This window comes from Flavobacterium sp. KH_035 (assembly GCF_057839565.1).
On the sequence record NZ_CM174492.1, the window covers coordinates 2,018,175 to 2,032,911 of the forward strand.

The 14,737-nt window shown below is 34.8% G+C and carries 14 protein-coding genes and 2 tRNA genes; 10 read left to right on the forward strand and 6 right to left on the reverse strand.

Translation table 11 applies throughout. From position 1 onward, the window contains the following. Window positions 1-137: 137 nt before the first annotated feature. Window positions 138-1,328: a carboxypeptidase-like regulatory domain-containing protein gene (locus AC3IS6_RS08710; protein WP_489164520.1), complete on the forward strand. Its 1,191-nt coding sequence runs from the start codon at window positions 138-140 to the stop codon at window positions 1,326-1,328. A 58-nt stretch (window positions 1,329-1,386) separates the two neighbouring features. Further along, window positions 1,387-2,526 carry a 2-amino-4-hydroxy-6-hydroxymethyldihydropteridine diphosphokinase gene (gene folK / locus AC3IS6_RS08715; RefSeq protein ID WP_489164521.1) on the forward strand — a complete coding sequence of 380 codons (1,140 nt, stop codon included), beginning with the start codon at window positions 1,387-1,389 and terminating at the stop codon, window positions 2,524-2,526. A 100-nt stretch (window positions 2,527-2,626) separates the two neighbouring features. Here the strand turns inward: folK and AC3IS6_RS08720 are convergent, their stop codons facing one another. Next, a complete protein-coding gene (locus tag AC3IS6_RS08720) occupies window positions 2,627-3,163 on the reverse strand; it encodes an RNA methyltransferase (protein WP_489164522.1) in 537 nt (178 codons plus the stop codon). 77 nt (window positions 3,164-3,240) lie between these two features. Further along, entirely contained in the window at window positions 3,241-3,663 is a 423-nt protein-coding gene (locus AC3IS6_RS08725) for a DUF1573 domain-containing protein (protein WP_489164523.1), read from the reverse strand. Between the two features lie 156 nt (window positions 3,664-3,819). Between AC3IS6_RS08725 and mutS the strand changes: the two genes are divergently transcribed. From mutS to AC3IS6_RS08745, 4 genes are all read left to right on the forward strand, one after another. Further along, window positions 3,820-6,426, forward strand: a complete 2,607-nt coding sequence (gene mutS, locus AC3IS6_RS08730) for a DNA mismatch repair protein MutS (RefSeq protein WP_489164524.1) — start codon at window positions 3,820-3,822, stop codon at window positions 6,424-6,426. A 151-nt stretch (window positions 6,427-6,577) separates the two neighbouring features. Continuing rightward, a tRNA-Gly gene (locus AC3IS6_RS08735) sits at window positions 6,578-6,650 on the forward strand. 14 nt (window positions 6,651-6,664) lie between these two features. Next, window positions 6,665-6,750, forward strand: a tRNA-Leu gene (locus AC3IS6_RS08740). A 163-nt stretch (window positions 6,751-6,913) separates the two neighbouring features. Continuing rightward, window positions 6,914-7,285: a DUF1508 domain-containing protein gene (locus tag AC3IS6_RS08745; RefSeq protein WP_489164525.1), complete on the forward strand. Its 372-nt coding sequence runs from the start codon at window positions 6,914-6,916 to the stop codon at window positions 7,283-7,285. 160 nt (window positions 7,286-7,445) lie between these two features. On the opposite strand, the gene AC3IS6_RS08750 is transcribed toward AC3IS6_RS08745, so the two are convergent. Both AC3IS6_RS08750 and AC3IS6_RS08755 read right to left on the reverse strand, forming a co-directional pair. Continuing rightward, a complete protein-coding gene (locus AC3IS6_RS08750; RefSeq protein ID WP_041517585.1) occupies window positions 7,446-7,658 on the reverse strand; it encodes a PG1828 family lipoprotein in 213 nt (70 codons plus the stop codon). A 348-nt stretch (window positions 7,659-8,006) separates the two neighbouring features. Continuing rightward, window positions 8,007-9,236: a 3-deoxy-D-manno-octulosonic acid transferase gene (locus AC3IS6_RS08755; RefSeq protein WP_489164526.1), complete on the reverse strand. Its 1,230-nt coding sequence runs from the start codon at window positions 9,234-9,236 to the stop codon at window positions 8,007-8,009. A gap of 135 nt (window positions 9,237-9,371) precedes the next feature. Between AC3IS6_RS08755 and AC3IS6_RS08760 the strand changes: the two genes are divergently transcribed. The 3 genes from AC3IS6_RS08760 (at window position 9,372) to AC3IS6_RS08770 (ending at window position 12,051) form a co-directional block, all read left to right on the forward strand. Beyond that, window positions 9,372-10,505, forward strand: a complete 1,134-nt coding sequence (locus tag AC3IS6_RS08760; protein WP_489164527.1) for a DegT/DnrJ/EryC1/StrS family aminotransferase — start codon at window positions 9,372-9,374, stop codon at window positions 10,503-10,505. A 44-nt stretch (window positions 10,506-10,549) separates the two neighbouring features. After that, a complete protein-coding gene (gene galE / locus AC3IS6_RS08765; RefSeq protein ID WP_173965486.1) occupies window positions 10,550-11,563 on the forward strand; it encodes a UDP-glucose 4-epimerase GalE in 1,014 nt (337 codons plus the stop codon). A 296-nt stretch (window positions 11,564-11,859) separates the two neighbouring features. Further along, complete coding sequence (locus AC3IS6_RS08770; RefSeq protein ID WP_489164528.1) at window positions 11,860-12,051, forward strand: hypothetical protein; 192 nt, start codon at window positions 11,860-11,862, stop codon at window positions 12,049-12,051. Between the two features lie 224 nt (window positions 12,052-12,275). On the opposite strand, the gene fabD is transcribed toward AC3IS6_RS08770, so the two are convergent. Further along, window positions 12,276-13,151, reverse strand: a complete 876-nt coding sequence (gene fabD, locus AC3IS6_RS08775) for an ACP S-malonyltransferase (protein ID WP_173965489.1) — start codon at window positions 13,149-13,151, stop codon at window positions 12,276-12,278. A gap of 71 nt (window positions 13,152-13,222) precedes the next feature. Further along, window positions 13,223-13,585 carry a hypothetical protein gene (locus tag AC3IS6_RS08780; RefSeq protein WP_017497770.1) on the reverse strand — a complete coding sequence of 121 codons (363 nt, stop codon included), beginning with the start codon at window positions 13,583-13,585 and terminating at the stop codon, window positions 13,223-13,225. Window positions 13,586-13,770: 185 nt separating this feature from the next. Here AC3IS6_RS08780 and AC3IS6_RS08785 point away from each other — a divergent pair, with 185 nt between their 5' ends. Beyond that, window positions 13,771-14,634: a helix-turn-helix domain-containing protein gene (locus AC3IS6_RS08785; protein ID WP_173965491.1), complete on the forward strand. Its 864-nt coding sequence runs from the start codon at window positions 13,771-13,773 to the stop codon at window positions 14,632-14,634. Window positions 14,635-14,737: the final 103 nt, after the last annotated feature.

Genomic DNA, 14,737 nt, shown 5'->3' on the forward strand with positions numbered 1-14,737 from the left:
TAATTCGAATACAGGATTTGATGAAATATCTGTAACTGCCATGTTTTGGGGCATTAAATTAAAGATAAGATATTTAGTAAGATAAATATTGTTTGAACTTAGAATATTTTATATTTGATGAAAACAATTGTTGTACTATGAAAGATAAAGTGATCTTTTTAGCTCTTTTCTTTTTCTTTGGTTTTTATGCCGAAGCTCAAAAGATGCAAACCAAAAAAGTAGTGGTCGATAAACTGACAAAGCTTCCCTTAGAGAAAGTAAATGTTTACAATCAAAAAGACAACTCGATAACAAATGAGGAAGGTGTTTTTTCTTTTATTTCCGATCAAAATGAATTAAATTTTAGCTTGATTGGATATGAAAATCTGAAACTCAGCTTTGCCGAAATAAACAAACAGGATACGATCTTTTTGCAAAGTAAAACAATTGAACTTGATGAAGTGGTAGTGGGAGAAGAAATGGCCATCATGAAAAAAGTATATGCCAAAATGAAAGAGAATTATATCTTCGAACCTTACAATGAAAACTTCTTCTTGCGATGTGTCTTGAAGCGAAATGATGAATTGGAAAGATTACAGGATATTTATGGTAAAGTATCGAGAAAAAGCATCTTTAAGTCAAAAACACAACCTGACAATAAATGTGAAGTTGAGATTTTGAATATGAGGAAAGTTGGGATAAAAGATAAGGCTGATTTTGTGTATTTCGAATTTCAGAGTTTCGAAAAATTATTTGATATAAATGCTATGATCTCTATCAAAACGGAAGATTTCGAACTTACTAAGGAAAAAAATGTAGCTGGTGATTTTTTTAAAATTAGTTTTATCAAAAAGTCAGAAAATACAATTGAACAAAAAACCAGTGGCTATTTTATAATTAATAAGAATGACTATGCTATTGTAGAAACCTATTTTGATCTTTATGATAATGGAGAAAAAGTACCATTTCAAAAAAAAGACAAAGTAGAATATCGAACCACCAGTTTTAAAACCACTTCAAATTATAAGAAGAGTGCCAGCACCAATAAGTATTATTTGAATAACGCAAAATCGGATGTTAGGGTAGAATTACTTGTAAGTGAAAAAAATGTAAAAGCATTTTACGATTATTCGACTAATTTTTTTGTAACCAATAGTTTTATTGCCGAAAAAGCAAAGTCAAATTTGTCGATGGATAAGGATATTTTTAAGGTGAAATTTTCTTACTCAGAACAATTTTGGAAAAGCCAGAACCAACTACCCTTAACAAGCGATTTAAGTACATTTTTGAAGAGGGTTTCAGAAAACAAAGAGAACAAGAAAGAGTTTGAAATAGTTGGAAACTTCTAGCTCTTGAATCAAATAATGTAGTTAATTCTAAAATAGTTTTAGTTAATTTGCATTAATTATGAAGTCACAGCATCAAATCGTTTTATCAATAGGCAGCAATCAGGGAAACAGGTTAATAAACATCGAAACGTGTATCGATTTGATACATAAAGAAGTGGGGACTGTAATCAGGGTTTCAAAACTGTATGAAACTCCTGCCTGGGGGTTTGAAAGTGATGCTTTTTATAATTGCGCATTGGTTTTGCACACCTATTTATCGGCGCAAAAAGTATTAAGTCAGGTTCTGAAATTAGAAAAAAAATTAGGCCGAATCAGATCTGAGGAACAAGGGTATCAGTCCCGAATTATCGACATTGATCTGATTACTTATGATGATGAAGTTATTGAGTCTGAAAAATTGCAGATTCCACATCCGTTAATGCAAAACAGAAAGTTTGTTCTGCTTCCTATGCAGGATTTAGGTGTAGACTGGGAACATCCTGTTTTTCAAAAATCGATTACAGAATTAATTGCAGTCTCGGCTGACGATAGTGTTTGTGAAGTAGTTCAGGAATTGAAAAATCCGATACGCGAAATTGCATTGGAGAACTTCAACTACATTGCTTTCGAAGGAAATATTGGGGCAGGGAAAACCACTTTAGTGCAAAAAATAGCCGAAGACTTTAATGCAAAAATGGTTTTAGAACGTTTTGCCGACAATCCTTTTTTGCCTAAATTTTACAAAGACCAAAATCGCTATGCTTTTCCGTTGGAAATGTCTTTTCTGGCTGACCGCTATCAGCAGTTATCAGATGATCTGGCGCAGTTTGATTTGTTTAAAGATTTTATTGTAGCCGATTATCACATCTTTAAGTCCTTGATTTTTGCTAAAATCACCCTTGCAGAAGATGAATATCGTTTGTATCGAAATTTGTTTGATATTATCTATAAAGAAATGCCAAAACCTGATTTGTATATTTATCTGTATCAGAATTCGGAAAGGTTGCTGCAAAACATCAAGAAACGGGGACGGAATTACGAGCAGAATATCGATGCAGGTTATCTGGATAAAATCAATAACGGTTATTTGGAATACATTAAATCCCAAACCGATCTGAACGTGCTGATTATTGATGTTTCAGATCGTGATTTTGTAAAAAACCACAAAGATTACCTTTTCATTTTAGACGAAATCCAGAGGAAGATTTTAATTAGATAATGTGTCAATTAGACAATGTGATAATTACTAAATTGATCAATTATCTCATTTTTTAATTATCTAATTGCCACATTCCCAGATTTTCTAATTGTCGAATTATCTATTCCGGCCAGTTTAATTTCTGAAACAAATCCCAAACAACAATTCCGGCACTTACGGCAATGTTTAAAGAGTGTTTGGTGCCTAATTGTGGAATTTCAATACAGCCATCGCAAAGCGCAACGGCTTCCTGAGCAACACCGTACACTTCATTGCCAAAAACCAATGCGTATTTTTGATTTTTCTCTGTTTTAAAATCCTGAAGAAAAATAGCGCTTTCAACCTGTTCGATGGCAAGAGTTAGTATGTTTTCTTTTTTAAGATTTTCGATCACCTCCAGGACGTTCTCGTGATGTTCCCAAGCTACAGTTTCGGTAGCACCAAGAGCTGTTTTGTGAATTTCTTTATTGGGTGGAGTAGCGGTAATGCCACACAGGATTATTTTTTCGATTAAAAAAGCGTCAGCGGTTCTGAACACAGATCCAATATTGTGCAGACTGCGGATGTCATCTAAGACTAAAATTAAGGGCGTTTTGTCTGATCTCTTAAAGTCTTCAATTGATTTTCGGTCCAGTTCGCTATTTTCAAGTTTTCTCATATTGATTGTATTCGGGTCATAAAAAAAGCCTCCAAAGATAAGGAAGCTTTTTTAATTATTTTATTTTGTTTTTCAGATTAGCTTTTTACCGGATCTGGTAAAACAGTACCTTTAATAGTAAGAACTTTTGTTGGTTGTCCTTCAGCATTAGAAGTAACAGTTACAGTTTTTGTAAAAGCACCAACTCTGTCAGTAGCATATTTTACACCAATGATACCCTTAGCACCCGGAGCGATTGGCTCTTTTGGAGTTGTTGGTACAGTACAACCGCAAGATCCAGTTGTATTTGTGATGATTAATGGTTTAGTTCCGTTGTTTACAAAAACAAACTCACGTTTTCCATCTGCATTGTGAGCGATAGTTCCGTAATCAATAGTTTCTGTTTCGAAAGCCATTCCTGCACCTTCAACTTTAGCAACTTTACCTTTTTTACTGCTTTGAGCATTAGAAGCTGTAATTCCAACTACAGCTAACATAGCGATTAAAATTATTTTTTTCATCTTTTAGAGTCTTTTTTAATTATGACAAATCTATGTAAAATTCTTATATCTCAACTTAAAAAAAGCTTAAAATATTTTAATTTTTGAACGACTTCGATATTCCTCCAAAATATCATAAATTCGCTGTCTTAATTTTTTCATTTAAAATACAATAATTTGGCAGCGAAAGAGAAAGTGGTAAAAGAGACACCTTTAATGAAACAATACAACGAGATCAAGAGAAAATATCCTGATGCATGTTTGCTTTTCAGAGTAGGTGATTTCTATGAAACCTTTGGAGAAGATGCTATTAGAGCCTCAAAAATTCTGGGAATAACGTTAACCAAAAGAGGTGCAGGTTCTGAAACAGAAACTGCGTTGGCTGGTTTTCCGCACCATTCTATTAATACGTATTTGCCAAAATTGGTCAAAGCAGGACTTCGTGTGGCTATCTGCGATCAGCTCGAAGATCCGAAAATGACCAAAACCATCGTGAAACGTGGTGTAACAGAACTTGTAACTCCTGGAGTTTCGTTAAACGATGAGGTTTTACAATCTAAATCAAACAACTTTTTAGCATCGGTTTATTTTGCTAATAAAAATATCGGAGTTTCCTTCCTGGATGTTTCTACAGGAGAGTTTTTAACGGCTCAGGGGAATGCCGAGTATATCGATAAATTGTTACAGAATTTTAACCCGAGCGAGGTTTTGGTTCCGAAAAACAATAAGGGCGATTTTAAAGCTGCTTTTGGAGATGATTTTCATAGTTTTTATTTAGAAGACTGGATTTATAAGGAAGATTATGCTTTAGAAATCCTGACGAAACATTTTCAGACCGTTTCCTTAAAGGGTTTCGGAGTTGAAGAATTGAAAGAAGGAATCATTGCTTCCGGAGCAATTTTGTATTACCTGTCAGAAACACAGCATAATCGTGTACAGCATATTACGGCTATTCAGCGTATTGCCGAAGATGCTTATGTCTGGATGGATCGTTTTACGATCAGAAACTTAGAATTGTACCATAGTTATAATCCAAATGCAGTAACCCTGTTGGATGTGATTGACAGAACGCTTTCGCCAATGGGAGGGCGTTTGTTGAAACGTTGGTTGGCTTTGCCTTTGAAGGATGGTAATAAAATAAAAGGGCGCCATGATGTTGTTTCATATTTAAAATCCAATTCTGAAGTTTTGCAAAGTATTCAATACCAGATCAAGCAAATTTCGGATTTAGAGCGTTTGATTTCTAAAATCGCAGCAGGGAAAGTTTCGCCGCGTGAGATTGTTTATTTGAAGGAATCTCTGGATGCGATTATTCCAATAAAAACATTGGCACTCGAAAGTCCGCAGGAAGCGGTAAAGGTAATTGGGGATAGTTTGCATGCCTGCGATTTGTTAAGAGAGAAAATCGGGACCACCTTAAATCAGGATGCGCCGGTGGCTGTGGCTAAAGGAAATGCCATAGCAAAAGGAATCAGTGAAGAACTGGATGATTTGCGTGCTATTTCGACTTCCGGAAAAGAATATCTGGAGGGTATTGAAAAAAGAGAATCAGAGCGTACAGGAATCTCTTCACTTAAAATTTCATTCAATAATGTTTTTGGGTATTATATTGAAGTTAGAAATACACATAAAGATAAGGTTCCTTTGGAGTGGATTCGTAAGCAGACATTGGTTAATGCAGAGCGTTATATCACAGAGGAGTTAAAAGAATACGAAATCAAAATTCTGGGAGCTGAAGAGAAAATCTATAAAATAGAATCGGAACTTTTTGAGCAATTGGTCGCCTGGATTGCAACTTATATCAAACCTGTTCAAATGAATGCTAATTTGGTAGCGCAGTTGGATTGTTTGTGTTCGTTTACGCAATTAGCTATAGAGAATCAATATGTGTGTCCGGAGATCGATGAGACTTTTGAATTGGAGATCAAAAACGGACGCCATCCTGTTATTGAAAAACAATTGCCGGTTGGAACTCCTTATATTGCTAATGATGTTTATTTAGACAGAGAGACGCAGCAGCTTATTATGATTACTGGTCCGAACATGTCCGGTAAATCTGCTATTTTAAGGCAAACCGCTTTAATTGTGTTGTTGGCTCAAATGGGAAGTTTTGTTCCGGCTGATAGTGTTAGAATGGGAATCGTCGATAAAATTTTTACCAGAGTAGGAGCGTCGGATAATATTTCGATGGGCGAATCTACTTTTATGGTTGAGATGAATGAGACGGCTTCTATTTTGAATAACATTTCGGATCGTAGTTTGGTACTTCTGGATGAAATAGGACGGGGAACCAGTACTTATGATGGTATTTCGATTGCCTGGGCAATTGCTGAGTTTTTACACGAACACCCATCAAGGCCTAAGACCTTGTTTGCAACGCATTATCACGAATTAAACGAAATGACGGAATCGTTGCCTAGAATTCAGAATTATAATGTTGCAGTAAAAGAGTTGAAAGATAATGTTCTTTTCATTCGTAAATTGGTAAAAGGAGGAAGTGCTCATAGTTTTGGAATTCATGTTGCAAAAATGGCCGGAATGCCTCAGATTGTAATTTTGAAGGCGCAAAAGTTATTGAAGAAACTGGAGAAAAATCATTCAAGTGAAGCTTTGAATGGTATTAAGTCTGAAAATGATGAAATGCAGATGAGTTTCTTTAACTTAGATGATCCCTTATTGGAAGAGATAAAAGAAGAAATTCTGGGTCTTGACATCAATGCGATTACGCCGGTTGAAGCATTGATGAAACTGAACGAGATTAAAAGGATGTTGGTTCGAAAATAAATTTCATTTTTAAAGTTTAGGTTATCAGAAAGTTATAAAATAAGTAGATTTTTTTTTCGAAAAACGCTTGTGTAATTGAATAAATGTCCTAAATTTGCACTCGCAATACAGAACAAGTCAAGTATTGTGGTTCTTAATTAGAATTTGAAATGCGAAAATAGCTCAGTTGGTAGAGCGCGACCTTGCCAAGGTCGAGGTCGCGGGTTCGAGCCCCGTTTTTCGCTCAATATCAAATAATGCTCGGATGGTGAAATTGGTAGACACGCTGGACTTAAAATCCAGTGAACAGCAATGTTCGTGCGGGTTCAAGTCCCGCTCTGAGTACTAAAGCCTCTTCTTTTGAAGAGGCTTTTTTTATGGCGTAAACTCACGCGCTTTAAAAGAAATTTACGAAGTGAATTTCTTTTAAAGAATCTAAGAATCTAAGAATCTAAGAATCTAAGAATCTAAGAATCTAAAATCAACAATCTAAAATCTAAAATAATATATGGGTGCCTTTGTAATTAGTAAGCGGTTTAATGATGAATATAAATTCGTGTTTACTTCGAGGAAGGGAAAAGTGATATTTACAAGTCTGAGTTATGAATTGAAGTTTGAGTGTGAGGAGGATGTTGAGAAATTTAAGATGAATATTGAAATGGCCAGGTTTTTAAAATTTAAAGGCTCTGGAGGGAAGTATTTTTTTAAGTTGATGTTGGGAGAGGTTCACTTCGCGACGAGCCGAAAATACACTACTGAACTGCTTTTGCAAAAAGGGATTAAGGAGATTGTTACTTATGCTTCGAGATCGGAAATTTTGGACTTCTCGTCGAGTGAGTCGATTTTTGAAGATGAAGTGGTTTTTGAGGAAGAGGGGTAGGTAAGAGAAGTTTTGATATAAAAAAATCCAAATTCTAATAATGCGCTATGTATTGCTGGAATTTGGATTTTTTTCATATTGGAATTTTTTATGTCAAATTTTTGGCATAAAAAAAACCATCACAAGGATGGTTTTAAAATTTTTAGAACTTAGGTTCTAATTATTTTTTTACTTCTTCTACTTTAGCAGCAGCAGAGTCAACTTTAGCAGCAGCAGAATCAACAGTTGCAGCAGCAGAATCAACTACAGCAGCAGCAGAATCAACAGCAACAGCAGTAGAGTCTACAGCTTCAGTAGCTGCAGCGTCAGCTTTTTTACAAGATACAACAGTTAAAACAGCAACAACAGCTAAACTTAAAAATACTTTTTTCATCTTACTTTATTATAAAAGGTTAATTATTAATTCGTGGCAAAGATATAAATTTTTTAATATGTAAAATATTTTTTTATTTTTTTTTTAAAATATTTTCATTGCTCACGATTATCTTATTTATCAAATAATGTGCCAAAATAATAAAAATATGTTAAATTGTTGTATGTTTTGCCTAATTTATTTTTTGTTGAAGATTCCATAAGAGAATTGGGGGTTTTTGTTCTCTTAGTTGCGGTTTGTTTTGTTTTTTACGTATTATAGAGTTGTATCGGGGAAAACAAAAAGAGCTTAAATAAGCTCTTTTGTGTGTAATAATGTTGTCAGACTTCATGTGATTTGAAAAAACGGTTAAGCAACGATATTCATAATGCTGTCGGTAGCGCCTTTGTTGTCCTGAATATACGATTTACAAATCTCACTTTTTTCTTCCAGGTATTCTTTGTTGTGAAGCAAACGATCCAGATTCTGTTTTAGTTCAAGAGGATTAGAGATTACCAGACATCCTCCAAGTTTGACCAGTTGAACAGCTTCGGCAAAATTGGAGTAATTGGGTCCAATCACAATCGGAATTCCAAATGTCGCGGGTTCCAGAATGTTGTGGATTCCCGGGTTTCCAAAACCACCTCCGACATAGGCGATTGTTCCATAACTGTAAATTTTAGTGAGTAATCCTATAGTATCTATAATAAAGACATTGTAGCTGGATAGGTCTTTGTCTTTTTTTTCTGAGAATAAAACAGTTGATTTTGTGATTTGCGCTTTTAGGCTTGCAATCTGATCGGTTTTAATATTGTGCGGTGCAATGATGAATTTTACATCTTCGCCTGCCTGATTGATATATTCAGCTAGTAATGCTTCGTCTTTAGGCCATGAGCTTCCTATAACTATGGTTGGAGTATTGTTTTTGAATTGTTCTATAAAATCCAGTGTATTGTCTCTTTCTAAAATAGCATTTACGCGATCAAAGCGGGTGTCGCCTGAAACCACAACATTGTGAAAACCGATACGTTCTATTTTTTCTTTTGAACTTTTATTCTGAACAAAAAAGTAAGTGAATGCTTTTAGAGCTTTTCTGTAAAAACCACCATACCATTTAAAGAACATCTGAGTGTCTCTGAAAATTCCGGAAATCAAATAAGTTGGAGTCTGACTAGTTTCTAATTGGCTTAGATAGTTCAGCCAGAATTCATATTTTATGAAAAAAGCCAGCTCGGGGTGGGCTAATTTTAAAAACTTTTTTGCATTGCTTTTGGTGTCCAGAGGAAGGTAAAGTGTAATATCTGCAACAGTATTGTTTTTGCGCACTTCGTAACCGGAAGGAGAGAAAAAAGTAATAATGATTTTATGAGTGGGGTATTTTTCTTTGATTTTTTCAATTACCGGCAGGCCTTGTTCGTATTCGCCAAGGGAGGCGGAATGAAACCAGATTGTTTTGTCTGAAGGTTTTATTTTTTCTTCGAGAATACTGAAAACGTTTTTGCGTCCCTCGACAAAAAGCTTAATTTTCGGACTAAAAAGCGCTACAATTTTCAGAAAAAAGCCAGCAATAGAAATAACTAAATTATAGAGAAAAAGCATCTGTTTGTTTTTGTGGCTAAATTACGGTTCTTTCGATTATTTTCATTGGTTTGAAGGTATTAAATAACTATTTTTGTTCCTCCTTTTAGAGACGCTGTATGAAATGCAAGTCTTTAATTTTAAAATATATTGAAAATGAAAAAAATTCAAATGGTTGACCTAAAAAGTCAATACGAAAAAATAAAAACTACAGTTGATGCCTCTATTCAGGAGGTTTTGGATACCAATACTTATATTAATGGGCCTCTTGTGCATCAGTTCCAGAAAAATCTGGAAGACTATCTGGGAGCAAAACATGTGATTCCGTGTGCAAATGGAACAGATGCTTTGCAGATTGCCATGATGGGATTGGATTTGAAACCGGGCGATGAGGTGATTACTGCCGATTTTACTTTTGCAGCTACAGTTGAAGTTATTGCTTTATTGCAATTAACTCCTGTTTTGGTTGATGTGGATGTGGTAAATATGAACATCGATATCGAAGCAATCAAAAAAGCAATTACGCCAAAAACAAAAGCGATTGTTCCGGTACATTTATTTGGACGCGCAGCAAACATGGATGCAATTATGGAAATTGCTGCCGAGCACAATTTGTATGTAATCGAAGACAATGCGCAGGCAATAGGAGCAGATTATATTTCTAAATCGGGAGTAAAAAGCAAAGTTGGGGTAATTGGTCATGTAGCGGCTACTTCGTTTTTTCCATCTAAAAATTTAGGTTGTTATGGAGATGGAGGAGCAATTTTTACTAATGACGATAAATTAGCGCACATCATCCGAGGAATCGTAAATCACGGAATGTACGAGCGTTACCATCATGATGTTGTAGGTGTAAATTCACGTTTGGATAGTATTCAGGCAGGAGTTTTGAATGCGAAATTGCCATTATTGGATGAGTACAATGCAGCACGTCGTTTGGCGGCTATAAAATACAATGCGGCTTTTGACGGAAATGCACATATTATTACACCTGAATTTGATGCAAATGAAAATGATCATGTTTTTCATCAGTATGTATTGAGAATTATTGATGCAGATCGTAATGCTTTGATGCAGCATTTATTGGATAAAGCAATTCCTTGTGCTATTTATTATCCAATTCCATTGCATTCGCAAAAAGCTTATGTCGATTCTCGTTATAAAGAAGAGCAGTTTCCAGTAACCAACCAATTGGTGAAAGAAGTAATTGCTTTGCCAATGCATACAGAACTGGATGATGAGCAAATTAAATTTATAACGGATTCTGTTTTGGAATTTTTGAATAAATAAGTAAAGATTAAACCAAATAAACAACAACACAAAATAACCACAAAATGAAAGTACTAGTAACAGGAGGATTGGGATTTATCGGTTCTCATACTGTAGTCGAATTGCAAAACGAAGGATTTGAAGTAGTAATTATCGATAATCTTTCCAATTCTACAGAAGATGTTTTAAAAGGAATCACTGCCATTACAGGTAAGACACCTTTGTTTGAAAAATTAGATTTAAGAGAAAAAGCAGCTGTTCGGGAGTTTTTTAAAAAACATAGCGATGTTACAGGAGTAATTCATTTTGCGGCTTCAAAAGCAGTTGGAGAAAGTGTTGAGAATCCATTGTTGTACTATGAAAACAATATTGCTTCATTAGTATATTTATTGCAGGAATTACAGCAAAAACCAGAGGCAAGTTTTATTTTTAGTTCATCTTGTACGGTTTATGGTCAGGCTGAAAAAATGCCAATTACGGAGGATGCTCCGGTACAGGCGGCAATTTCTCCTTATGGAAATACCAAGCAAATAGGGGAGGAGATTATTACGGATACGGCCAAAGTTACCAATATCAGTGCCATTTTGTTGCGTTATTTTAACCCGGTTGGGGCTCATGCTACAACCGAAATTGGAGAGTTGCCAATCGGCGTTCCTCAAAACTTAGTGCCTTTTATTACGCAAACAGGAGTAGGATTACGTCAGGAATTATCGGTTTTTGGAGATGATTATCCAACTCAGGACGGAACAGCAGTACGTGATTATATTCATGTGGTAGATTTAGCGAAAGCGCATGTAATTGCGTTGCAGCGTTTGTTTAATAAAAAGAATTTACAAAAAGTAGAAACGTTCAATTTAGGAACTGGAAAAGGAAGTTCGGTTTTGGAAGTGATTCATAGTTTTGAAAAAGTAAGCGATAAAAAACTGCCATATAAAATTATGCCGCGTCGCGAAGGAGATATTACCGAAGCCTATGCAAATACAGATAAAGCAAACAGTGTTTTGGGCTGGAAAGCACAATTAAGTTTAGATGAAGCCATGGCAAGTGCCTGGAAATGGGAACAGAAAGTTCGTTCTTAATATCTTTCAGTCGAAAACGAAACATAAAAAGTCCCAAATGATCTATTCAGGTTGTTTGGGATTTTTACTTTTCGGATTAATTTATCCTGTATATTTGTAAGATTAAATTGTAGGAATAATAAAGAAAGGGAAGCCCAATAAAAAGGATGATAAGGTTGAAGAGCCTCGAGTGGAATATGAAGTTCAAAAACTAAATTTAAAGGTATCGATCGGGTGACTTTTGATTTTGATGCCGAGTTTGCAAAAGGATTAACGTTGGAAGAAGCAAAAGCGGAATCAATCAGAAGGATTAGAGAATGGTGGGGAAAATAGAATTTGGTTTTACGCCCTCTGTGATCGAGTATCTTGATGATTTAGTTGTAATATTGTATAAAAAAGAATATTTCGGTTTTATAGAATCTGCTGAAGAATATGTTTCTAAGTATTTATCAGGCAGTTCCCGAAAGAATAAAAAAATCTTTTCACAAGAAAACACCAAAAGCGATTGAATATTTAGGTTCAAATTATGTTTTTTATAGGTCCAATGCCAGAACAACCTGGTATATCTTCTTTGAAAAAAGTAATCAAAATTATTTGATAACCGGATTGTAAATAATTATAGTTTAGAAGCGAAGGCGTTATAAAGTAAAAATCCTCATAAACAATCTGTTCATGAGGATCTTTTTTATGTAGTGAGTAACTGGAAACTGTTACTGAGTCTAAATACTAAAATTTAAGCATTCGCAGTAACCGCTTCTTTATCAATTTTGTTGATCAAACCTGCTAATACTTTTCCTGGACCAACTTCAGTAAATAAAGTAGCGCCGTCAGCGATCATTTGCTGAACAGATTGTGTCCATCTTACCGGAGCAGTTAATTGTATGATTAAGTTCTTTTTGATTTCGTTTGCATCAGAAACAGCATTTGCGGTTACGTTTTGGTAAACCGGGCAAACTGGAGTTGAGAATGTAGTTGCTTCAATTGCAGCAGCTAATTCTTCTCTTGCTGGTTCCATCATCGGAGAGTGGAATGCTCCTCCAACAGGTAAAATTAGAGCGCGTTTTGCTCCGGCAGCTTTCATAGCTTCACAAGCTTTTTCAACTGCAGAAGTTTCTCCTGAAATTACCAATTGTCCCGGACAGTTATAATTTGCTGCAACAACGATTCCGTCAATAGAAGCACAAACTTCTTCAACGATATTATCAGCTAAGCCTAAAACCGCAGCCATTGTTGATGGAGTAATTTCACAAGCTTTTTGCATAGCTAAAGCACGTTGAGAAACTAATTTAAGACCATCTTCAAAAGATAAAGTTCCGTTTGCAACCAATGCTGAAAATTCTCCTAAAGAATGTCCCGCAACCATTTCAGGTTTAAAATCTTCGCCTAAAGTTTTTGCTAAAATAACCGAATGTAAAAATACTGCCGGTTGCGTAACTTTAGTTTCTTTTAGTTCTTCGGCAGTACCTTCAAACATGATATCTGTAATTCTAAAACCTAAAATTTCATTAGCTTTTTCGAACAATTCTTTGGCTAAAGCCGATGTTTCATATAGGTCCTTGCCCATTCCTGTAAATTGTGCGCCCTGACCCGGAAATACGTATGCTTTCATTTGTCTAATTTAAAGATTGAATTTTTTGAATTGAAAATTAGTTTCAATTGAAAGGCAAAAATAGCATTTTTTTATTTCGTATAATCTTTAAACATGTAAATCCATGCTAATCTTGAAAATCGAAGATTAAAAGAAGTGAGCAGGGTAATGACGACAGCAATAATTGGAATAATTCTTAAATCGAAGTTTTTTTCGAAGAAAAATTGTGCAATACAATACGTTGCAATTCCCTGAGCGACTGTTAATCCGTAGTTTACATACATAGCGCCAAAGAAATAACCAGGTTCTTTTTGAAATTTATAATTACAATGACTGCAAAATTCGTTCATCTTTGGAAGGCCAAAAGTGAAAAAAATATTTTTATCTGTAAAAACTTTTCCTTTATGACAAATAGGACATTCGTTGCTTAAAATATGAGTTAATGCACTTGACATGATCTTGTTGTTTTTTATTTATACAAAGGTAGTCCAGAGTAGGATTAAAGTCTTTTTTATATCTTCGCTACTTATAGCACAATAAAGACATTTATTATGACGTCGCCTACCTTAAACGAATTTGTAAACGAAAAATATGATTGGGCGATCGCATGTATGACCAATAAAAAATAAATTCTACATATATGAAAAAATACCCGGTTTATAGTGTTCAGAATTTTAGCTGTAATGATATTCATCGTGATTTTTATGTCAATACCTTCAAAGAGCATTTAAAAAGTCACAGTTTTGTAGAGGAGCCGCACCGGCATGATTCGTATCTTATGGTGTTTTTTACGAAAGGCTCGGGACAGCATGAAGTTGATTTTGATCAGTTCGAAATCAAAAAAGGAAGCTTGTTTGTGTTGCAGCCCGGACAAATGCACCATTGGAGCTTATCTGAAGATATTGAAGGCTTTGTGATTATTTTTTCACAGGAATTGTATAATTTATATTTCGGACAGAAAAATATTAACGAGTATAATTTTTACCATTCGATTCACAATCGGCCGGAAATGGTTTTTGAAGAAAAAGGAATTCTTAAAATCAGGCTTTATTTTGATTTGTTAATTCAGGAGAGTGTTCAGGACAACAGGTACCAACTCGATAAAATGCTGAATTTATTAGATTGTATTCATATTGAAATTGCGCGTAAGTACAATGAGACTTACTCGCATCAGGCGCATTCGTATAATATAAAAATTGATAAGTTCGAAATGCTTTTAGAACAATATTTTAAACAGGAGAAATTACCCTCTTTTTATGCGGAGAAACTAAGTATCACTTTAAAGCATCTAAATCGGATCTGTAATGAAATTCTACAAAAAACCGCAACAGAAGTTATTACGGATCGAGTGATTTTGGAGATAAAAAGAATGTTGATAGATAAGCAATTAGCAGTTAATGAAGTTGCCTTTAAAGTGGGTTACGAAGATTACTCTTATTTCTCTAGATTCTTCAAAAAACAAACCGGAATGTCGCCTACAGAATTTCGAAATACAGTACGATGAGATTTTATGGCCACGAATTCACGAATTATTTTCTAAGCTTTGTGTAATAAAAATTCGTGAATTCGTGGCAAACAAAAAAATCCTGTACTTAAAAAGCACAGGA